Annotated in this window: 23 protein-coding genes and 2 pseudogenes; 13 read left to right on the forward strand and 12 right to left on the reverse strand. The window is 57.8% G+C overall.

The window, feature by feature from the left end; all coding sequences use genetic code 11:
* Positions 1-8: 8 nt before the first annotated feature.
* The 5 genes from AB5I78_RS11105 to AB5I78_RS11125 all read right to left on the reverse strand — a co-directional run bounded on the left by AB5I78_RS11105 (position 9) and on the right by AB5I78_RS11125 (position 5,994).
* Positions 9-1,190, reverse strand: a complete 1,182-nt coding sequence (locus AB5I78_RS11105; RefSeq protein ID WP_369302690.1) for an MFS transporter — start codon at positions 1,188-1,190, stop codon at positions 9-11.
* A 15-nt stretch (positions 1,191-1,205) separates the two neighbouring features.
* Positions 1,206-2,198: a transporter gene (locus AB5I78_RS11110; RefSeq protein WP_145163518.1), complete on the reverse strand. Its 993-nt coding sequence runs from the start codon at positions 2,196-2,198 to the stop codon at positions 1,206-1,208.
* A 348-nt stretch (positions 2,199-2,546) separates the two neighbouring features.
* Positions 2,547-3,857, reverse strand: coding sequence for an MFS transporter (locus tag AB5I78_RS11115; RefSeq protein WP_369302689.1), 1,311 nt, complete (start codon positions 3,855-3,857; stop codon positions 2,547-2,549).
* A 117-nt stretch (positions 3,858-3,974) separates the two neighbouring features.
* Positions 3,975-5,228 carry an enolase C-terminal domain-like protein gene (locus AB5I78_RS11120; RefSeq protein ID WP_242200137.1) on the reverse strand — a complete coding sequence of 418 codons (1,254 nt, stop codon included), beginning with the start codon at positions 5,226-5,228 and terminating at the stop codon, positions 3,975-3,977.
* 28 nt (positions 5,229-5,256) lie between these two features.
* Positions 5,257-5,994 carry a FadR/GntR family transcriptional regulator gene (locus tag AB5I78_RS11125; protein WP_369302688.1) on the reverse strand — a complete coding sequence of 246 codons (738 nt, stop codon included), beginning with the start codon at positions 5,992-5,994 and terminating at the stop codon, positions 5,257-5,259.
* A 252-nt stretch (positions 5,995-6,246) separates the two neighbouring features.
* Between AB5I78_RS11125 and AB5I78_RS11130 the strand changes: the two genes are divergently transcribed.
* The 7 genes and pseudogenes from AB5I78_RS11130 to AB5I78_RS11160 all read left to right on the forward strand — a co-directional run bounded on the left by AB5I78_RS11130 (position 6,247) and on the right by AB5I78_RS11160 (position 11,707).
* A complete protein-coding gene (locus AB5I78_RS11130; protein ID WP_369302687.1) occupies positions 6,247-7,014 on the forward strand; it encodes an SDR family oxidoreductase in 768 nt (255 codons plus the stop codon).
* 157 nt (positions 7,015-7,171) lie between these two features.
* A pseudogene (locus AB5I78_RS11135) lies at positions 7,172-8,469 on the forward strand (MFS transporter).
* An 11-nt stretch (positions 8,470-8,480) separates the two neighbouring features.
* Positions 8,481-9,533 carry an L-idonate 5-dehydrogenase gene (gene idnD, locus AB5I78_RS11140; protein WP_262206191.1) on the forward strand — a complete coding sequence of 351 codons (1,053 nt, stop codon included), beginning with the start codon at positions 8,481-8,483 and terminating at the stop codon, positions 9,531-9,533.
* Between the two features lie 70 nt (positions 9,534-9,603).
* The gene (locus AB5I78_RS11145) at positions 9,604-10,557 is read left to right on the forward strand and encodes a sugar kinase (protein ID WP_369302685.1); all 954 of its coding nucleotides are present in this window, start codon (positions 9,604-9,606) and stop codon (positions 10,555-10,557) included.
* A 129-nt stretch (positions 10,558-10,686) separates the two neighbouring features.
* Complete coding sequence (locus AB5I78_RS11150) at positions 10,687-10,986, forward strand: hypothetical protein (protein WP_262206187.1); 300 nt, start codon at positions 10,687-10,689, stop codon at positions 10,984-10,986.
* 42 nt (positions 10,987-11,028) lie between these two features.
* Positions 11,029-11,184 (forward strand): annotated as a pseudogene (locus tag AB5I78_RS11155) (DUF4113 domain-containing protein); the annotation flags it as partial.
* Positions 11,185-11,341: 157 nt separating this feature from the next.
* Positions 11,342-11,707 carry a histone-like nucleoid-structuring protein, MvaT/MvaU family gene (locus AB5I78_RS11160; protein ID WP_106579992.1) on the forward strand — a complete coding sequence of 122 codons (366 nt, stop codon included), beginning with the start codon at positions 11,342-11,344 and terminating at the stop codon, positions 11,705-11,707.
* A 45-nt stretch (positions 11,708-11,752) separates the two neighbouring features.
* On the opposite strand, the gene AB5I78_RS11165 is transcribed toward AB5I78_RS11160, so the two are convergent.
* A complete protein-coding gene (locus AB5I78_RS11165; protein ID WP_369302684.1) occupies positions 11,753-11,893 on the reverse strand; it encodes a DUF2256 domain-containing protein in 141 nt (46 codons plus the stop codon).
* Between the two features lie 228 nt (positions 11,894-12,121).
* On the opposite strand from AB5I78_RS11165, the gene AB5I78_RS11170 reads away from it, so the two are divergent.
* Positions 12,122-12,532, forward strand: a complete 411-nt coding sequence (locus AB5I78_RS11170) for a phosphate-starvation-inducible PsiE family protein (RefSeq protein ID WP_124528285.1) — start codon at positions 12,122-12,124, stop codon at positions 12,530-12,532.
* Positions 12,533-12,775: 243 nt separating this feature from the next.
* Positions 12,776-13,234, forward strand: coding sequence for an Hsp20 family protein (locus tag AB5I78_RS11175; protein ID WP_145163542.1), 459 nt, complete (start codon positions 12,776-12,778; stop codon positions 13,232-13,234).
* A gap of 60 nt (positions 13,235-13,294) precedes the next feature.
* On the opposite strand, the gene AB5I78_RS11180 is transcribed toward AB5I78_RS11175, so the two are convergent.
* A complete protein-coding gene (locus tag AB5I78_RS11180; protein WP_242200124.1) occupies positions 13,295-14,059 on the reverse strand; it encodes an OBAP family protein in 765 nt (254 codons plus the stop codon).
* 142 nt (positions 14,060-14,201) lie between these two features.
* On the reverse strand, positions 14,202-14,876 hold the full coding sequence (locus AB5I78_RS11185) for an HAD family phosphatase (RefSeq protein ID WP_145163545.1): 675 nt from the start codon (positions 14,874-14,876) through the stop codon (positions 14,202-14,204).
* 435 nt (positions 14,877-15,311) lie between these two features.
* Here AB5I78_RS11185 and AB5I78_RS11190 point away from each other — a divergent pair, with 435 nt between their 5' ends.
* The 4 genes from AB5I78_RS11190 to AB5I78_RS11205 all read left to right on the forward strand — a co-directional run bounded on the left by AB5I78_RS11190 (position 15,312) and on the right by AB5I78_RS11205 (position 18,160).
* Positions 15,312-15,593 carry a hypothetical protein gene (locus tag AB5I78_RS11190; RefSeq protein ID WP_178119717.1) on the forward strand — a complete coding sequence of 94 codons (282 nt, stop codon included), beginning with the start codon at positions 15,312-15,314 and terminating at the stop codon, positions 15,591-15,593.
* A gap of 449 nt (positions 15,594-16,042) precedes the next feature.
* Entirely contained in the window at positions 16,043-16,888 is an 846-nt protein-coding gene (locus tag AB5I78_RS11195) for a DNA/RNA non-specific endonuclease (protein WP_369302683.1), read from the forward strand.
* A 156-nt stretch (positions 16,889-17,044) separates the two neighbouring features.
* Positions 17,045-17,971 carry an NADP-dependent oxidoreductase gene (locus tag AB5I78_RS11200; protein WP_262206179.1) on the forward strand — a complete coding sequence of 309 codons (927 nt, stop codon included), beginning with the start codon at positions 17,045-17,047 and terminating at the stop codon, positions 17,969-17,971.
* A 9-nt stretch (positions 17,972-17,980) separates the two neighbouring features.
* Entirely contained in the window at positions 17,981-18,160 is a 180-nt protein-coding gene (locus AB5I78_RS11205) for a hypothetical protein (RefSeq protein ID WP_369302682.1), read from the forward strand.
* A 41-nt stretch (positions 18,161-18,201) separates the two neighbouring features.
* Here the strand turns inward: AB5I78_RS11205 and AB5I78_RS11210 are convergent, their stop codons facing one another.
* The 4 genes from AB5I78_RS11210 to AB5I78_RS11225 all read right to left on the reverse strand — a co-directional run bounded on the left by AB5I78_RS11210 (position 18,202) and on the right by AB5I78_RS11225 (position 19,680).
* Positions 18,202-18,441 carry a hypothetical protein gene (locus AB5I78_RS11210; RefSeq protein WP_145163554.1) on the reverse strand — a complete coding sequence of 80 codons (240 nt, stop codon included), beginning with the start codon at positions 18,439-18,441 and terminating at the stop codon, positions 18,202-18,204.
* A complete protein-coding gene (locus tag AB5I78_RS11215; protein WP_145163556.1) occupies positions 18,438-18,695 on the reverse strand; it encodes a DUF6555 family protein in 258 nt (85 codons plus the stop codon). The genes AB5I78_RS11210 and AB5I78_RS11215 overlap by 4 nt, the downstream gene beginning before the upstream one ends.
* Before the next feature lie 101 nt (positions 18,696-18,796).
* Positions 18,797-19,078, reverse strand: a complete 282-nt coding sequence (locus AB5I78_RS11220) for a hypothetical protein (protein WP_145163558.1) — start codon at positions 19,076-19,078, stop codon at positions 18,797-18,799.
* 59 nt (positions 19,079-19,137) lie between these two features.
* Complete coding sequence (locus AB5I78_RS11225) at positions 19,138-19,680, reverse strand: cupin (protein ID WP_369302681.1); 543 nt, start codon at positions 19,678-19,680, stop codon at positions 19,138-19,140.
* Positions 19,681-19,721 lie beyond the last annotated feature (41 nt).

Genomic DNA, 19,721 nt, shown 5'->3' on the forward strand with positions numbered 1-19,721 from the left:
AATGACATTCAGGCCGATTGCGTCGAGAGCGCCTGCCCACAAGGCTTCACGCCTCGACGGAAGCGAGCCACCACCAGGCACGAGATGATCAAGGCCAGCACATAAGCGCAGGCGGCCAGCCAGCCCACCGCGCGAAAGTGCCCATCACCCACCACCAGCGCGGCGCCAAAGGGGCCAAGCCCTTGGCCGACGAAAATCGCGGCGTTGCCCAGGCCCGCCAATCGACCGGAGGGGTCCAGTTCGGCGGCCATCGAAAGCAGGTACGGCAAGCTGAAAAACCACACCATATGAATCAGGCAAGCCGTGGTGGCGAACGCAACGGTACTGTCGCCGTAGACCATGATCAGCGTCGCCAGCAAGGCGGTGCCAAAACTCAACAGTTGCGGGAACAACAAACCCAGGCGTCGTCCGATCATCCCGGAGAGTCCCGCCCCCAGGGCGCCGGCCAGGATGCTGCCACCGAGGATGGCGCCGATCTGCTGGGGCTCCAGTCCCAGACTCTTGCCGATTCGCTCCTGATACACCCACAGGGCGGAATGCCCGAAAAACAGCAGCGCAAACAGTGCGATCAGCAGCATGGAGGTCAGCCCGAACGGCCGGGCTGCACCGTGGGCAATGCGATGGGCGTCTGAGTAGTGCCTGGGTATTCTCCAGCAACCCAGTGCGGCAAGCAGGCTGGTGATGGCCAGCAGGAAAAAGGCACCTTGCACGCCAAACGCCTGCAAGAGCAGGGGCATGGACGTCACCAGCAGCATGCCCCAGAGCAGGTTGCCGATATTGATCACGGCAAATGTCGCGTCTTTTGACCTGCGCAGTGCAGCGGTTGCATACACCACCGCCATGACCGCGCCACCGCTGGCACCGCAGACCACCCTGAAAACCACCAGCCACGCCTGGCTGTGAAGCTGGGTGCTGACCAGGTTGCCGGCGGCCAATATCAACAAGGCAACCAGCGCAAAGCGGCGGCGGTCGACACGTGCCATCAGCAGCGCACATACGCCGCAGGCGATGGCCATCGCGATCAGCTCAGCGGCGAAAATCACGCCGATGGCATTGAGCGGCACACCCAGCTGATCAATCAACGCGCCACCCAGGATCGGCTGGATCTGCAGCGTGCCCAGGGAAATGACCATCATCAGGCAAATAGCGCCCAGTGATTTCTTGCTGTCGATGGAGTTGAGCGCATTCATCAAACATCACCTCAGTCAGAACTTGTGAACGTAGCGAACCTGCACGGCGTAATCGGTTTTGCTGCGGTTTTCCACGCCGGTCTCTTTATAGGTATTGAGCCAGAAGGCCTTGTCCTCGGTTATTTTCCAGAACAGGCCGGGGCCGATGCCGAGCACCTTCTCGCGAGAATTGCTCAGGCGATCGCCGTTGGCCTGGTCATCCGAAATCTGCCTGAAGTAATAGCCGTTGATCCCGACCGAGACCTTCGGGAACACCTCGTACGAGGCCGTGAAGTTGGCCCAGGCCGACTGCCCTGCCTGGGTGTCGCGCACCGGTCGCCCTTCATAGAACTGTGCCGAACTGCTGGCCGGGTCGTCGTTCTTGAAGTTGTACAGGTAGTTCAAGCGCCAACTCACTTCCCAACGCGGTGCCGGCATCAAGGTGGCGGCCCAGTAGGGGTTGAAGGAGAAGTAATTGGAGCCGGGGTTCAAGTCCTTGTGTTTGTCGTACTTGCCGGTGGGCAGGATCGTATCGAAGGCCACGCGCTGCACGAACACGGGCCGGCCCTCGGCGTTGACGATCGGGTCGAACTGGATCTGCGGGCCGACGGTGACGTCACCCAGACCGACCCCGTTGTCCTTGAGCTTGACACCGTTGTCGCCAAAGTCGCCGTCCAGGGAGACCACCGGGACCAACAGGCTCCAGCCCAGGTGCGCGCCGCCACCGATGGTGTTGGGTGAGTAATAGCTGAATTGGTTGATCAGGGTAATGACATTGATTTTCGGGTTATCGAAGTTGCGGTTGTCTTTGCCGGCATTGTCACGAATGCTGCTGGACGTACTGAACTTCAGGTAGGTCTGATGCGTCAGCCCGGGTGGCCCGGCGAAGCCGTCGTAGAAGCTGGTGCCGCCCAGGTTGATACCGCTGGGCTGGCTGACGGAAGGCGGAGGTGGGCCCTCAGCAGCCTGGGCGGCAAGTGATACGAAGCTGAAAGCCAGGCACGCTGGCAAGGATGCGTTCAGTTTCATTGACGTCGCTCTATTATTGGAGTTGTGAGCTGGGGTTGCTTCCCCTGGCGCTTCAACTTTAATTCTTGAGCTTTGCTGTTGCTTGAACGCAGCGGTCAGAGTTGACTGAGAGCGCCAGGTTGATGGCGCTGTGGTTTGTGGCGCGCGTGACGCCTGGTGTGCCTTATGGCATTCAGGAGGGCAGTGATAACAACCAGGCGCTGACTGTTTTGAACGCCGCAAGGCACAGCGCTCGATGCGCTCCACTGGGACCGACTTCGCCCAAAGCAGGGCCGACACCGGAAGTTCGAGGCCCCGGGCTCGCTATCGTTATCCTGGGGCCATCCGATCATTTCAGCGGTGGTCTTATTACCTGCGGTTCTCGCTTACCACCACTAACCCCATGATGACGGCCGCCGCCAGCATGCCTGCGGTCATGAAAATATAGGCCGCTCCCGGATTGCCTGTCAGGCCGATGAGGTAGCCGACGATCCACGAGCCGAGAAATGCGCCCAGCGCGCCACAGGCATTGATCAGCCCGATGGCGCCACCGAATACGTTGGCCGGCAGCAACTCCGGAATCAACGCAAAGAAGGGGCCGTAAGGTGCGTACATCGCCGCCGCCGCAATGGTCAGCAGGCTGAATGACAGCCAGAAGTGCGTCGAACCCAGCAAGTAAGAACCCAGAAAGGCCAAGGCGCCGAGGGCCAGCAGCGGCCAGACGAACAGTTTACGCTGCCCGGTTTTGTCCGAGGCCCAAGAGACCGCCAGCATGGTCACTACTGCGGCCACGTAAGGCACAGCACTCAGCCAGCCGGTGGTGACGATGTCAGACGCCGAGGCCTGCTTGATGATCGACGGCAGCCACATGATGAAGCCGTACACGCCGATGCTCCACAGTGCATGCACCAGACACAGCTTGATCACCAAGGGTGAGGTGAATGCCTGACGGTAGTTGCGCATCACCTTCATGTTTTTTTGTTCGTCGGCCAGTGTGGCGGCCAGTCGGTCTTTCTCCTCGCGGGTCAGCCAACTGACTTCCTCGGGTTTATCCCGCGCCAGACGCCACCAGACAAACGCCCAGAGCACCGCCGGTGCGCCTTCGATAATGAACATTTCTCGCCAGCCCCAGGCGTGGATCAGGTAGCCGGAAACCACCGACATCCATAACACGGTGATCGGGTTGCCGAGGATCAGAAAGGTATTGGCGCGTGAGCGTTCCTTGCGGGTGAACCAGTTGCTGATGAAGATCAGCATCGCCGGCATCACTGCCGCCTCCACCACCCCGAGTGAGAATCGAATGATCATCAGCATCGGGATATTGGTCACCAGGCCCGTGGCCATGGCGCAGAAGCCCCACAGGATCAGGCTGCAGAACACCAGTTTGCGCACGCTGTAGCGTTGGGCATAGATGGCGCCGGGCACCTGGAAGAAGAAATAGCCTAGAAAGAACAGCGAACCGATCAGCGAGGACGTGCCCTTGCTGATGTTCAGGTCTTGCTCGATGCCGGAGGCGGCGGCGAAGCCGTAGTTGGCCCGATCGAGGTAGGCCAGGCTGTAAGTGATGAAGATCAGCGGGATCAGGTAGAGCCAGCGTTTGATCGCAAAGCGCTCGGACTTGGACCCGCGGGTGGCACGGGCGTCTCCTGCCGAGAGAGCAGTCTCTTTGATGGTGTTCATGAATAGCCCTTCATTATTGTTGTAATCGAGGGTGTTGCATTCAGGTGCAGCGGATCAGCGCCGGGGCCTTGGCGCAGACGCCAGGCGAGGGGTGACCGACGTCGCCCCCGGGACCTTTCAGGGACGCGCCGCCGTGCCGTCCGGCAGGCGTGCATTGGTCCAGCTTGGAATGCCGCCCTGGCACGGATAGCGCTTGGCTTTCTCCTCGTCGATGTCCACGCCGATACCCGGCCGGTCACTGAGGTAGGCGTAGCCACGGTCGATTTCCGGGCAGCCAGGGAAGACGTCCAGCAGATTGTCGTTGAGCGGGGTCCATTCCTGGATGCCGAAGTTGGTGGTGCTCAGGTCCAGGTGCAGGTTGGCGGCCACGCCGACCGGCGAGATATCGCCCGGGCCATGCCACGCCGTGCGCACACCGTGGAACTCGGCGAAGGTGGCGATTTTTTTCGCCGGTGTAATGCCGCCGACCGTGCTGACATGGCAACGGATAAAGTCGATCAGGTTGTTCTGGATCAGTGGCTTGAATTCGTTGACGTTGGTGAACAGTTCACCCATGGAAATCGGGGTCGAACTCTGTGTGCGCAGGGTTTTCAACCACTCGATGTTTTCCGGTGCAACAGGGTCTTCGAGGAAAAACAACTGGTGTTGTTCGAGGTTCTTCGCCAATTGCACGGCGGCGATCGGCGACACGCGTTCATGCACGTCGTGAATGAACTCGACACCGAAACCCAGCTTGTCGCGCAGGTGATCGAACAGTTTGGGCACGGCACGCAAGTAGGCATCCGGATCGAAGTAGATACCGTGGGTCTTGTTGCGCGGTGAGATTTTCGGTTGGATGTTTTTCGCCCTGGCCAGCTTGCCGGCGATCAGCTTCAGGTCTTCGGTGCCGGAGCCTCCGTACATGCCCATCTGGCAGCGCACGTGCTGATAGCCTTCTTCCATGGCTGCGCGAATGCTGTCTTCCACTGCGACTTCATCTTCACCGTCACAGTGGCGGTACAACGGCACGCCATCGCGGCAGCGGCCGCCGAGCATCTGGTAGACCGGCAACCCGGCGACTTTGCCCTTGATGTCCCACAGCGCCATGTCCACACCGGACAGTGCATTGTTCATGATCGGCCCGGAGCGCCAGTAACCGCTGACGGCCGCCGACTGCCAGATGTCTTCGGTGCGCAGCGCATCCTTGCCGATCAGGAAGGGTTTCATGTACTGCTCGATGGCCGCCTCGACCGCGAAGATACGCTGGGTAAACGTTGCACAGCCCAGGCCGTAGAGCCCCGGCTGGTTGGTTTCCACTTTTACCACCACCAGATCAATGCCGCCTGGCGCGGTGAGAATCGTTTTTACATTTGTGATTGTTATGGATTCCATCTCGCTCTCCCATTGAGCTGTCGTTTGCTTATGTCTTGAATCCGTCGCCGGCATTGCTGCGTGACTCGATGAGCCGTGCCTCGTTGATCGCGTCTACGTTGTTGGCCATCGCCTCGTTGAGGGTCTCGGCCGCAGCCACGGCGTCATGGTTTTTAATCGCCATGTAGACCTTGATGTGCGCATTGACACTTTCCAGGGTGATCCCCAGTACGCGATTCAACTCTTCGAGGTAATACAGGTAGATGTGCCGGATCGAATCCATGGCATGGATGAAGATCTTGTTGTGCGAGGCCTTGACGATGGCGTAGTGGAAGTCAAAGTCGGCCTGGGAATAGCGCATGTAATCGTCCTTGTTCACCAGCATCCGGTTCAGGGCCGCTTCCAGCAGGGCGATGTCGTCGCTGGTGGCGTGCTTGACTGCCAGTTCCATGCAGCGAAACTCCACGGCCTCGCGAAACACCCGCATGTCTTCGAATTCTTCCTGGGACAGATGCATGATCGGCTGGCTGTCATTGAGCACGCCGTGCTGCTCAAGGTCCTTGATGACGAAGGTGCCCTTGCCCTGATGCGTTACCACGATGCCCAGGCCGCGCAACCGCTGGACCGCGCTGCGCACACTGACCCGACTCACGTCGAAGGTGGCGATCAGCTCGGATTCGGAGGGCAGCTTGCTGCCGGGCGGCCAGAGACCCTCCAGAATGTTGTGCTTCATCTGCTCGTAAACAGCGTTGACGGTGTTTTGCGTTTTGACGATTTCACGGTTCATTTTTGTGGTTTTCAACTCGTCACATAAGTTTGATTCTTTTAGCACCTTCCGCCAATAAATCTAAGAAGTAAATACATTGAAGGGGAGAAAATGGATTTTTTTCTTGATTATTGCGCCGATTCGAGATCAGGATATCCTCAGGTTGTCCCATGAGTTCGTATTTTTACGGCCAACTTATTAGTTAAGTTGTGGCGTCGCCAGGCGTATCGGGGCTTTGTTCCAAGAATAAAAACGCTGAACACCGAGGAAATCATGTCATCACTTTTCGATTTGAGCGGACGCACCGCACTGATAACCGGTTCCACTCGCGGCCTGGGTTTCTCCTACGCACTTGGGCTTGCAGAGGCGGGTGCCACGGTGATCCTCAATGGCACCGACGCGGCGCGTCTGGAAGACGCCGTCGGCCAGCTCACTGCCAAGGGGCATCGCGCCACGGGTCATCTGTTCAATGTCGCGGATGAAGCGGCGGTGGAGGCGATGTTCCGCGAACTCGACAGCCAGGGCGTGCTGGTCGATATCGTGATCAACAACGCAGGTATCCAGCACCGTCAGCCGATGCTCGAGTTGGCGCTGGCCGATTGGCAGCGAGTGTTGGACGTCAACTTGACCAGTGCCTTCATCGTTGGCCGGGCGGTGGCCAAGCGTCTGGTGGCCGCTGGGCGTGGCGGCAAGATCATCAACATCGGCTCCCTGACCAGCGAAGCGGCCCGCGCCACGGTTGCGCCTTATACGGCTGCCAAGGGTGGCATCAAGATGCTGACCAAGGCCATGGCCGCTGAATGGGCGCAGTTCAATATCCAGTGCAACGCCATCGGGCCGGGTTACATCCTGACCGAAATGAACGCGGCCCTGGTGGACAATCCGGACTTCGATCATTGGGTTAAAAGCAGCAACCCGACCCAACGCTGGGGGCGCCCCGATGAGTTGATCGGCACGGCGGTCTACCTCTCATCCCAGGCCTCTAACTATGTGAGCGGCCAAATTATTTATGTCGATGGAGGCTGGCTGGCCACGCTCTGATCGGGGCCGTTCGATAAGGCGAGCATTGCCTGTTCGCCATGCCCGCGGGCGCAAGCACTTACCTGATAAATACAAATAAATAGGTAGAGCGATGAAACCCACACGCGCAAGACTTTCGGTCTTGGCCATGCTGTTTGTGGTCACGGCAATCAACTATATGGACCGCGCCAACCTGTCGGTGGCCGGCTCGGCGATTCAAGGCCAGTTCGCCTTGTCGCCGACCCAGTTGGGCCTGCTGTTTTCGATGTTCACCTGGTTCTACGCCATGAGCCAGGTGCCTGTCGGCTACGTACTCGACCGCGTGGGGCCACGACGCTTGTACGGCAGCGCGATTATCCTGTGGAGTGTGTTCACATTTGTCATGGGCTTCGCTTCCCATCATATGTTCGCCACCGCGTCGGCGTCGTTTGTGATGCTGCTGGTCTGCCGCGCGCTGATCGGCGTCGCTGAAGCCCCATCGTTTCCTTCCAACACCAAGATCATCGCCAACTGGTTCCCCGACCATGAGCGGGCGCGAGCCACTGCGGTCTATTCGAGCGCGCAGTACATTGGCCTGGCGGTGCTGACGCCGGTGCTGTCTTACATCGTCGCCACCTGGGCTGGGAAGCGTCCTTCTACCTCTCTGGGGCAGTGGGCATCGTCTTCGGCATCTATTGGCTGATCGCCTATCGCGATCCCCAGGACAGCACCAAAGCTAATCAGGCAGAACTGGACATGATCCGCGACGGTGGTGGCTATGGTTCGGCGAACCAGCGAGGCAACAGCACCAGGGTCAACTGGCCGGACGTACGCCACGTGCTGCGTCAGCCGACGGTGTGGGGGTTGTTTATCGCTCAGTTCGCCGCGTCCTCGACCCTGTATTTCTTCCTCACCTGGTTCATCGTTTATCTGGAAAAAGGCCTGGGCCTGTCGATTGCCACCGCCGGGATCGGCGCCATGTTCCCGTATCTGATGGCCATGTGCGGCGTGCTGTGTGGCGGCGTACTCAGCGATATGCTGCTCAAGCGCGGTCATTCGCGCACCAAGGCGCGCAAGATTCCGGTGATGTGCGGGCTGGCGGTGACGACCAGCATTTGCCTGGTGAATTTTTTCGAAGACCAGCCGGTGATTGCCATCGCGATTCTGTCCGTGGCGTTCTTCGCCAATGCCTTCTCCAATCTTGGCTGGGTGGTGTGCAGTGACGTCATTCCACGGCACCTGATCGGCACGCTGGGTGGTTTTTTGAATATCTTCGGCAATTTGTCGGGGATCATCAGCCCGATTGTTATCGGGGTGATTCTGGAGCGCACCCACAGCTTTCAGTACGCCATGTTTTACATCGCCGCCGTGGCATTGATGGGGCTGCTCGCTTACACCTTTCTGGTGGGCAAGATCGAAGTCGTCGCGCTGCCAAACAAGCAATCCAAATCCGCACCTGAATCCGACCGCCCGCTGGGCAAACCTTCCCAGGCATGAGGTAAATCGCAATGGCCATTCAAACAATCGAAAACCGCGCCTGTGTCGCCTACGGGATCAAGGACGTACGCCATACATCGCTGCCCCTGGCGTACTCCGACGAGGAGCAGGTCCTGGTCAAGGTCAGCCGCGGCGGGATCTGCGGCTCCGATATTCATTATTACCAGCATGCCAAGGCGGGCATGTCGATCCTCAAGAACCCGCTGGTGCTGGGGCACGAGTTCATCGGGGTGATTGCCGCCGTGCCCACGGGCAGCACGCTGAAGGTGGGGCAGCGGATTGCAGTCAACCCGTCGCAGCCGTGCAACCGCTGCGCACTGTGCCTGGAGGGCAAACAGAATGTCTGCCGCAGCATGAAGTTCATGGGCAGCGCGCAATTCAACCCCCATGTGAACGGTGGTTTTTCCGACTACGTTGCGGTGACTGAGCAGCAATGCGTGCCGTACGCCGACAGCTCCAAAGACAGCGTGATGGTGTTCGCCGAGCCGTTGGCTGTCGCCATTCACGCGGTGCATCAGGCCGGTGACCTGGTGGGCAAAAAGGTCCTGGTCACCGGCTCCGGCCCGATCGGGTGCCTGGTGATGGCGGCCGCGCTCAAGGCGGGTGCCGCCGAAGTGGTTGCCACCGACATGAGCGAGCGCTGCCGCGAACTGGCCCTGCAAATGGGCGCGACGCTCGCCGTGGACCCGACCGACACCGCACGCACCGCGCCATGGGCCGAGGAGGGTGGGTACTTCGATGTCTGCTTCGAAGCCTCCGGTTCACCGGCAGCCATCGCCTCCACGGCAGCGTTCACGCGTCCCAAAGGCACGGTGGTGCAAGTGGGCATGGGCCACAACACGGTCGAGATGCCGCTGGGCCTGCTGCTGGTCAAAGAAATCAAATTGGTCGGCTCGTTCCGTTTTATCGACGAATTCACCACATCGGTGCGTTGGCTGGAGAGCGGCCGTATCGATCCGCTGCCGCTGCTGTCCGCTGAGTTCAATCAGCACCAGGTGGTTGAGGCACTGGAGCTGGCCGGCGACAAAAGCAAAGCGGCGAAGGTGCAACTGATCTTCGCTTGAACACCGTTTTACGCCTCGGCCCTTCCCGTGCGAGGGGCTGTTTATGAACCGCATCGGATAATTGAACGTCATGACTTTCATTGCGCCGCCCCAAGCGACTCTGCGTATTGCCCTGATCGGCGAATGCATGATCGAACTGCAACAACGCTCTGACGGCCAGCTAAACCAGAGCTTTGGCGGCGATACTTTGAACACGGCCGTCTATTTGCGTCGCCTGGCCGCTGCCAAATGGCAGGTGTCTTATGTCACGGCGCTGGGCGATGACAGTTTCAGCGATGCCATGTGCGCCGCCTGGGCCAGTGAGGGGCTGGACCTGTCGCTGGTGCAGCATCTGCCGGGACGCCTGCCGGGGTTGTATTGCATCCAGACTGACGCCCAGGGCGAAAGGCGTTTTTTGTATTGGCGCAACGAAGCCGCCGTCCGCGAGTGTTTTACCCAGGCTGCGGCTGCGCAAGTATTGACGGCGCTGGACGACTATCGCGTGTTCTATCTGAGCGGCATCACACTGGCCGTGCTCGGTGAAGCGGGACTTGATCGCGTGTTGCCGCGATTGATCGCGGCGCGCGCGCGCGGCGCCAAACTGGTATTCGACAATAACTACCGGCCCCGCCTGTGGCGCGACCGTCAGCAGGCGACAGAGACCTATCAACGCCTGCTGCCTCATCTGGATCTGGCCTTGTTGACCCTTGACGATGAGCAGGCCCTGTTCGAGGAGGCCGACGTCGAGTCGATCTTCAAACGCTACCGGCAAATGGGGGTGAATGAGGTGGTGATCAAGCGCGGTGCGCAGAGCTGCCTGCTTCAGTACCAGGGGGCGTTGCACGAAGTCGCTGCGACCAGGGTTGCCAGGGTGATTGATTCTACCGCCGCCGGTGATGCGTTCAGTGCCGCTTACCTGGCCTGTCGGCTGCAAGGAGGCATACCGCAGCAAGCAGCTGCCGAAGGTCATCGACTGGCCGGGCGAGTCATTCAGTACCCGGGGGCAATAATTGCACGGGAGGCAATGCCTGGATTTACGCAATAGACGCCTCGGCGTGTTTTTTCGTTTGGCGCGTGGTTGACCACCACTGGTGCGGTTGAACGGCCGACGCCGGGAACGACCCACTACGCCTGCAAGTCTACCTGTATCTACTCATCGGTAAGGTACAGCGCAATGGATAAGACAATCACCGTGGATCAACTGGCGACGGCCGACCTTGGATCAATCAACGAGATATGGCTGGGCGAGACGCATACCCAGCTGTGCCTATGGCGTGGTGAACAAGTCTTCACTCACGAAATGATGAGCGAGGGCACGCACGACCAGAATGTCCAACGCCTGTGCTTGCAGTTGGTCAACCCTGACGATCAGGCGGCAGTGGCCAGCGTTGAGTTGATCGTGCGCGAACGGTTGAAAAAGATGGGGAAGGAAGGCGAGTTTTATCCGGCTGAGGAGGCGGACACTCACCAATAGTCAGTATTTGGCGTTTGCATTATGGTCACTACGCAGAAGGTCATGGGCGTTCTGGATGCAATCAACGGCCGGTGGAGCAGGGGGACGATGGGCTTGGCCGGCGTGCCTATCGAACCGGATTGGGGCATGCGAAGAGACATGATGAGCCAACGTTTCACGACCCGTGTCGATCAGCTTTGGACTGTTTACTGCCGGTAGATACGGTCCAGGCACGGGATTTCTATTCTCCCGGTAGCTGAACTTACTCTTTCTATGGGATTCAATTCATGACCCCGGACGCGTGTCGACAGGTTTACCAGTTCATGCACATGTCTTTTTTGGTGTAACGTAACAACACATCTAGAAGAGGTTTCCCATGTCTAAACTCGCAGAATTTCGTCAACTCGAAAAACACCTGGCTGAGCAACTTCAAGCGCTCGAAGCGCTTAAAGGCGACGCCGGTCTAAAGAAAGAAATTGAATTTGAAACCAAGCTTCGCGATTTGCTCGCAAAGTATGGCTATAGCCTCAAAGACGTGATCAACCTGCTCGATCCACAATCCAAGGGCCGCGCTACTGCACCGGCGCCAAAAACAGGCACCCGCAAAGCTCGTCAGGTAAAGGTTTATAAAAACCCGCACACTGGAGAAACCATTGAAACCAAAGGTGGTAATCACAAAGGCTTGAAAGAGTGGAAAAGCAAGCACGGCGCTGACACGGTTGAGTCCTGGCTGACCAAGTAAACTTCGCTTGAACACAAAAAGGGCTTAAAGAGCCCTTTTTTTTATTCAGGTTTTAAGTGATTTGCCGCGTCTGCAGCGCTCCGAGCAATAGCGTACTTCGTCCCAGCAACGGGCCCATTTCTTTCGCCATGTGAAAGGAAGCCCACAGGTAGCACAGGTTTTGACTGGAAGCTCTGACTTTTTCAATAGGCGTCCTTGATATTAAATTCGTATGCCCCTACCTGATCAACCCGTGAAACGGTGCGCATCTCAAGAGTCCCGAAACTCAAGACAATAGCTATCTTTTCATGAACTTACTTCGAGCGTCTTACATAAGTCCTCCAAGACAAGAGGAGAGAGGTCGTGTCTAAGCTTCATCCAGAAAATCGTGAGAATAACTCGACATTCAAAAACTTTAAAATCCAGTGGGCGTTGATGAGCGCCTATGAACGCTTCGAGCAACTGGTGGTGCTGACGCTGAGCCTGATCATAGCGCTGGTGATCGTTATCGCCGTGTTGCAACTCTGCAGGAATGTAGTGCCCCTTCTGATAGGGGGAGCCATTGATCCGCTGGATCACAACGCATTCCAGGCACTATTCGGCTCCATTTTCACGGTATTGATTGCCTTGGAATTCAAGCATTCGATAGTGCGACCCGCCCTCAGGCGAAACAGCGTCGTGCAGGTCAGAACGGTACTGATGATTGCGTTGCTGGCCCTGAGCCGAAAATTTGTCATCCTCGATTCGGCCGTCACTCCGGCTTCGACCATCGCGGCGCTAGGTTTCGCGACGCTGGTACTGGGCCTGCTTTGCTGGCTTTTGCGACACCGCGACCTCTCTGAGTAGCATGCGCCGCCCTCAATCAGCTGTCGCATTCGCTCGCTGCGGGCGCGTTCTGGCGAGAGAAAATCGCTTCAGACCTGCGCCTGCGCGGCACGCTGCGCAAGGCTTTCACCCTAGATTTTGAGTTGGAAAATTTTTTTCGAGATGCCCTTGAAAATGTTTTGGTAGTACCTATTTTCGGTTTTACGCGATGCCGCAAACGGGTCGCGTCTTAAATCACTTGGAGAAAACTCAGGAGATTTTGCTATGGCTACTACTCTCTCTTTGGCCCCTCTGTTTCGTCAGTCTGTGGGTTTTGATCGCTTCAACGACCTGTTTGAATCGGCGCTTCGTAGCGAGGCCGGTAACACCTATCCACCTCATAACGTCGAGAAACACGGTGATGATCAATACCGCATCGTGATTGCAGTGGCGGGTCTTACTGAGGAGGACATAGACATTCAGGTTGAAAATGGCGTATTGAACGTTTCTGGTGGAAAACGTGAAAACGACGAGAAGGTGACTTACCTTCACCAAGGGATTGCGCAGCGGGCGTTCCGCTTGTCCTTCCGGCTGGCTGACCATATCGAGGTGCAGGGTGCATCGCTCACCCATGGTCTGTTGGCAATCGAGCTGCTTCGAGTGATTCCCGAAGAAGCCAAGCCAAAACGCATCCAGATCGGTACCGCCGGCAAGCCAGACCAGCGTCAAGTAAGCCTGCAATAATTCCCTTTAAGGCGCTCTTCGGAGCGCCTTTTTCTTATTGGCGTTTAATGCGCGATGAAGTCAGTGCTGATGCGGCGTGTTCGTCGGATCAACGATCTGGAAAACCTTGCCCTGACGCCACCCATCCGCGCCTGGCGCAACGGCCGGGGCCGGTATGTCCACTCGCGCGTTCTTCTTTTGCGCGCTATCGACGCCGAATCGACGATCCCGATCTGCAACCATCTGGGGGTCTGCCTGCCCATCTGCTGTGAAACCCATCATGAGCTGGGGCACGCCCAGGGGCAGGTCTTTATTGAGGTCGGTATGCCAGGTATGCCACGTCTTGCCATAGGTATGGACGAGCTTTTCCATCAATGCATGCTCGGCTACTTCAGGGATGCCAGGCGCTATGAGCTGACCTGATTTCACTTCGTGAACATGACTGTGCCAAAGCGCTTGCTCGGCTTTGGGCAGACCGGCAAACAATTGTTCGCTGATGATGTACTCGACCCCCATCAGTTTGGCGTCCTTGCGATTGCCATCGTAGATCACACACTGGATGACTTCCTCGTTGAGGATGGCGCAGTAATGGTGGGCCTCCATCTGGGCATTCATATGGCCGTTATAAAAATGGAAGCCATCCAGGTAGGCATTCAATGCGTCTATCGGCGGGCGTGATTGAAGCAGTGCGGCGCCTGCATCCAGAGACTGCGTAGTGGGCGATTTGGTATCCCCCGGCGCGACGACGTTAGAGGGCGAGTTGTTGCCCGCACAGGCGGCGAGCAATGGAGCCAGCACCGCCGCGCACAGCGTGTTGATCCCATAGGGTTTGCAGATTGCGCTCATTGGAGAGTCCCTTCAGTCGATTTCATTGTGTGCCTGCCGTGCTGCTTGAATAGCTTTTCGGCACACCATTCGATTACAGCGCTTTGGATATCCATCGGGCAGCGTCATACGGCTGTTAAAAACCTGGATGGGTCGTGGGAAATCACGGCCTGGAGGCGACTTCCTCTAAATGCTGCAAAAGATCTTGCGGGTCCTCGTACACCCTCAGCGCTCCGGCTCTTTCAAGCTCGCTGATATCGTAGCCACCGGAAAGCAAGCCGACGCCTGTCGCCTTGCAGCGCCTTGCCGCAAGCATGTCCCATATGGCATCTCCCACTACCACACAATCCTCAATCGGCACGTTGAGCTTGCGCGCTGCGGCAAGGAAAAGATCTGGATCCGGCTTGCCGTATTTAACATCGTCGCGGGTGATTATATTGATCTCGTTAATATCCAAGCCAAGCGCTTCTAAATTGATCTTGGCAGTAGACAAACCGCCGCTGGTGGCGATGCACCACTGTTTATTTTCTTCAGTCAGTGTTTTTAATAACTCGACTGAACCTGGAAGTGCCGTTATCTGGCCTTTGAGGGCCTCGTAGGCAGCGGCATGTTTCTTACTTAACGTCGCGCCTTGCGCTGCAGTAATGGTTACACCCGTTTCACGCGACAGGGTCTTTAACATGAGCCCTCCGCTCATGCCGATCTTGCGATGAATACGCCACATAGCCAGCGGGATGCCCTCGGAATCAAGAGCCTCTTTCCACGCCGCCACGTTTTGGTAAACGCTGTCGGTGAGCGTGCCATCGAGGTCGAATATAAAAGATGTTTGAGGTCGCATGGCGTGTCTCCAGGTTGATAGCTGTAATGTTCGTGACGGGTAGTTCGTTGGCGGTTTGAGATTAAGCGGTCATTGTTTTTTCAATTCGTTCATTATCAGCGGGCCCGCTGTAACGCGACCCCATTGCCTATCTCCCGTCAATCAAAGCTTGGCGCATACCGTTCTGAAACGTGAGGCCGCCACGCGTTCATTATTTCGTCGGCGACGGGTGGGTGTTCACGCCACACCGGCTGCCAACCAAAAGGGATTGCTCGCCGTTGTGCCGTACGGTCCCGATACAAGATTGCTGAAAACCTGGATCTGCAAAGACGACACCCAATCGGTCAGCCGATTTCGACATAGCAAAAATTTGAACCGCCGCTGAACACGCTTACCTAACGATTAGCTTGTGACGAATTGCACAGGCGATTTGCCAATATCGGCATACTCCGAGAGGTGGGCAACGTGGCTAAAGACGAGAAGAAAAGCAAAGGTGACGCTTCGAAAGCCAGCAAGGAATTGAAAGACAAAAAGTCCTCACCCGCAAAAAAATCCGCAGCAGCATCGGCTCTTTCAAAGTCTTCCGAGAAGAAAGACAAGAAAAAAGAGGCCGAACCGAAGAAATCTGTAAAAGCCGAACCAAAGAAGTCTGTAAAAAAAGCGGATAGCAAGCCAGAAAAGGCGAAGAAGTCAGAAAAATCCGAGAAGTCAGAGAAGTCGCCGAAAAAGAAAAAGTGATACCTGCTAGGGCTTTATGCCCTAGCTTCTTCACGCGGGTTTGTCTTCGATAAAGGCGGCGGCTCAAAAGGCCGCGCGCCAATCCCGAGTTGCCATCCCATCACGCAGGGCTCCCTGCAAAAAACGGCCTGCGTTGCAGCGTCCGTTTAATGAACGCCATCAACCCATCCACGGCAGTCGATAACAGGATGACCAGCCGAAAATCCCGCCTGCATCGCTATTCACCTCTGAGCCCATCGCCTCGATGGCCACCTTGTTTTTTGCTAGGCCGCGTTGAATGACCTCAACGCCTGGTAAGGCAATGTCGAATCCGTTTTTTCAAACGACCTGAAAGCCTTCCTCATATTGAAATGTTTAAAGTGGTTTAATGTTTATGTCGACCCGCGATGGAATCGCAACGGTCGGCTTTCCATTGACCTCTGTCATTGATTCACCCAAGGAGCTACACCATGCAAGGAAGTATGAAGTTCAAGCACCTCGCGTTTCTGTTGATCCCGCTCGTTGCCGCCTGTACCACACCGGATAGAAACCGCGAATCGGCAGTCATTGCCCAGCCTCAGCCACAGCAGGCGTTGCAGTTCGACAACTGCGCGGTGGGCTGTCCGGCCGGCGGCAGCCCTCTGACGTTGAACCGTCAGGCCTACACGCTGAACAACAACGGCTCGACCAAGTTTGCCAACTGGGTCTCGTACAAAATCACCAAGGACACCCCGGCGAGCGGACGCCCGCGCGATTGGAAGACGGATCCGGACATTCCGGCCGGGGAAACGCTCGACCCGGTGGATTACAACGGCGCGAATGTCGCGCTCAAAGTCGACCGTGGCCATCAGGCCAACCTCGCCTCCATGGCGGGCGTGCCTGACTGGCAGACGCTCAATTATTTGTCCAACATCACCCCGCAGAAGTCCGACCTCAACCAGGGGCCCTGGGCGCATCTTGAAGATCAGGAGCGCAACCTCAGCAAGCAGGCGGGCGTCGACCAGGTGTATGTCACCACCGGGCCGCTGTATGAGCATTTTGTCGGCACGCTGCCGGGCACAAACAAAGTGCACACCATTCCCAGTGGCTACTGGAAAATCATCTTTGTCGGCAGCTCGCCCGAAAACGGTGTGTACGCATCGTTTGTGATGAACCAGGAGACGCCCAAAGGCGCCAACTTCTGCGACTACCAGGTCACCGTGAACCAAATCGAAGAGCGTTCGGGGCTGACCTTCTGGAGCAATTTGCCGCAGCCGGTGCAGGCTGCGCTGAAGGCGAAGCAGGGCCAGTTGCCGGGCCGTATCGGCTGTAAATAACCCTCACACAAAGCGCCTATGCGGAGCAAAACGCGTAGGCGCTTTCGCAGGGCAGACCGAACCGTTGGTCTGCATAAACCAACACCCACTGAACCCCGGGTTGCCGACAGTCCTCCACACCCCTGTGTGTTCTGAAAAGACAATGAGGGGTGTGGCATGAAAGCAATCAGGATTGAGCGGTTCGGCGGCCCCGAGGTCATGCAGCTACGCGATGTCGAAGTGCCGGAACCGAAAACGGGCGAAGTGCTCGTGAAGAATTTTTTTGTGGGTATCAACCCGGTGGACTACAAGATTCGCCAGGGCCAATACCCCGAGGTCAAGCAAGACAAACTGCCGTTGACCCTGGGCCGCGAAGTGGCCGGTGTGGTCGAGAAGGTCGGGCAGGGTGTAAGTGATTTCAAACCGGGCGACCGGGTCTTTGCAATGATCGGCGCCGATGGCGGCTACGCCGAATACGCCCGCGTGCCTGCCGCGCATCTGGCGCGCATTCCGGCCGCGCTCGATTGGCCGGTCGCCGCCGGTGTGCCACTGGCGGGCCATACCGCCTGGCAGGCGTTGGTGGAGCATGGCCACATCGAGCAGGGGCAAAAGGTCCTGATCCACGGTGGCACCGGCGGTGTGGGGCACTTCGCCGTTCAATTTGCCAAGGTCAAGGGCGCGCAGGTCTACGCCACGGCATCCACCGACAGCCTGGCGTTTTTGCGTGAGCTGGGCGTGGACCGTGCGATTGACTACAAGACCGAGCGTTTCGAAGACATCTGCCAGGACTTTGACCTGGTCATCGACTTGATTGGCGGCGATACGCAAGCGCGCTCATGGCAGGTGCTGGGCGAGGGCGGGCGGCTGGTGTCGACCCTGACCCAGCCCGATGCCCATCATCCGCAGGCCGCGGGCAAGACCGGTACGCGGTTTACGGCGGCGCCGCGCGGCGAAGAGTTGACCGAGATTGCCGGGTTGATCGAGGCGGGCAATGTGCAGGTCTATATCGCCAGGCAGTTTGAGCTGGCGGCGGCAGTAGAGGCATTAGACTTTCTGGCCAACGGGCATGTGCACGGCAAGGTTGTCCTGCACGTGAGCGATTGAGGAGGCTGCATGGGCGATCAGTTGAAGCGACCTGAAGGCGCCCCTACCGGGCAGAAAGTACGCCCCGAGACGGCGAAACGAAATGACAAATCAGAAGACCCGAATGTCGCCCGGCCCTGGGAGCCTGATGTCAATCAAGGCGCGGTTGCCCTCGGCGGCCCGTCGAAGGATCCAGAGTCGGGTGTATGAGGCCAGCAAGCCAGCCCTGCCGTGACAGGGCTGGCGGCTGACTAGTTGCGCATCGCCCGCTGTATTCGCATCCATTCTTGATGCGCGGCGGCGCGTTGTCTGTCGGCGGTCTGCTTGGCCTGGCTGAAGCGTGCCCAGGTCGCCGTGTCACCGCTGTAGGATTCGATGATGTTGTAGGCCGCCGCTTCGAGTCGATCGGCTTCGAAAAACATCTCGGTGGTGTGCGCGATTTGGTCATCCCACGCCTGTCTCGTGGAGTATTGAAGGGTTTGACGGGTCATTGCGTGAGTTCCTCCATCCATTGAATCTCTGCCGCGCTGTTCCAGCGCACGTGAGTAATTCCATATTGCTCGGCCATCGGCTTGGAAACGCGCTTGAGCGTGTTCTGGCCAAATTTGGGTATCACTGCGACGCCGGCGTCGCAGCTGGCCCAGTGCCAGGCCTGGGCGTTGTCCATCTGCGGCGCGCGAACGATGAAAGACTTCGGCACCCCGTGAAGCTGATACTCGATGGTAAATAGATCGCTCGCTTTCATGAGGCCTCCTGTTGCTCATGAAGTACAGATATTTGGCGTCAAAGAAGATTCAAAAAAGTTGTCTGACAATTCGATGGCCGTGCTGGTGACACCCGCACGTGTCAGTCGTCCACGGTAAAGGTCACCCAACCTGGGCCGTCATTCGCTCTTTCGATTTCCATAATGACGCCGCCAATCGAGGTGCCATCCGGCAGGTTTACCGCGACAAAGTTGGGGTGACCGGGCCATTGCAGGGGCTTGTCGAAGCTCAGGCGCGCAATCGTCGGCTTGCCGCTGCTGGTCAATTGGATGTTCACCGACTCATTGAGGTGTTCGTCTGAGCCGGTTCCCAGGTGGCGTGATGCAGTAATGACGCTGGCAATACCTTGATAATCATAGGACATAACGGGCTACCTTCTGTGGTGACTGCGAATTCAACAGTGTCGATTTTTGACCCTGCTGTTCATTCGATAGTTGCGCGCAAGGCAGACCAATGTGCACACACGGCGCCCGCGTCACCCTGAACCGGGTCTTGCTGTGGAAACGCCAGGCCGGCAATGCTCTGCAGCTGCGCGTCGCTCGGTGCCTCGCGGCCTATATCTGCGTGCTGGCCGGGCGGGTAGGCGCCAACCACCTGAAAGTCTTCACTGCAACCGAGATTGCAATGACCGGTACCGGCGGGAAGCAGCAACACGTCGCCTTGCGTCACCGACACCACGTGGCCATTGGGGCCGCCGAGCATCAGGCGAGCATGACCACGGGCGACGCCCAACACCTCATGCCCTTCGCAATGGTAGTGATGGTAGTCGTAGACCCCGTCCCGCCATTGTGGCGGCCAGCCGTTTGCCGAAAACGTCTGTTCAAACAGCGCCGCCGGATCACGTCCTGTTACGGGGATGGCGTTTGGGTAAATGATCACCGGCAAGCGCGGGTTGTTCGGCACCCAGCCGTTGCGTTCGAGCAGCAAGGTTTTGACCCTGCCCGCAGATGGATGCGCGTCTTTCATGCCGTGTTCTCCTGCACGCAATAACAGTGCAAAGCCGCTGA

Source organism: Pseudomonas sp. N2-3-1-14 (assembly GCF_041228395.1).
In the GTDB taxonomy this organism is placed as follows: domain Bacteria; phylum Pseudomonadota; class Gammaproteobacteria; order Pseudomonadales; family Pseudomonadaceae; genus Aquipseudomonas.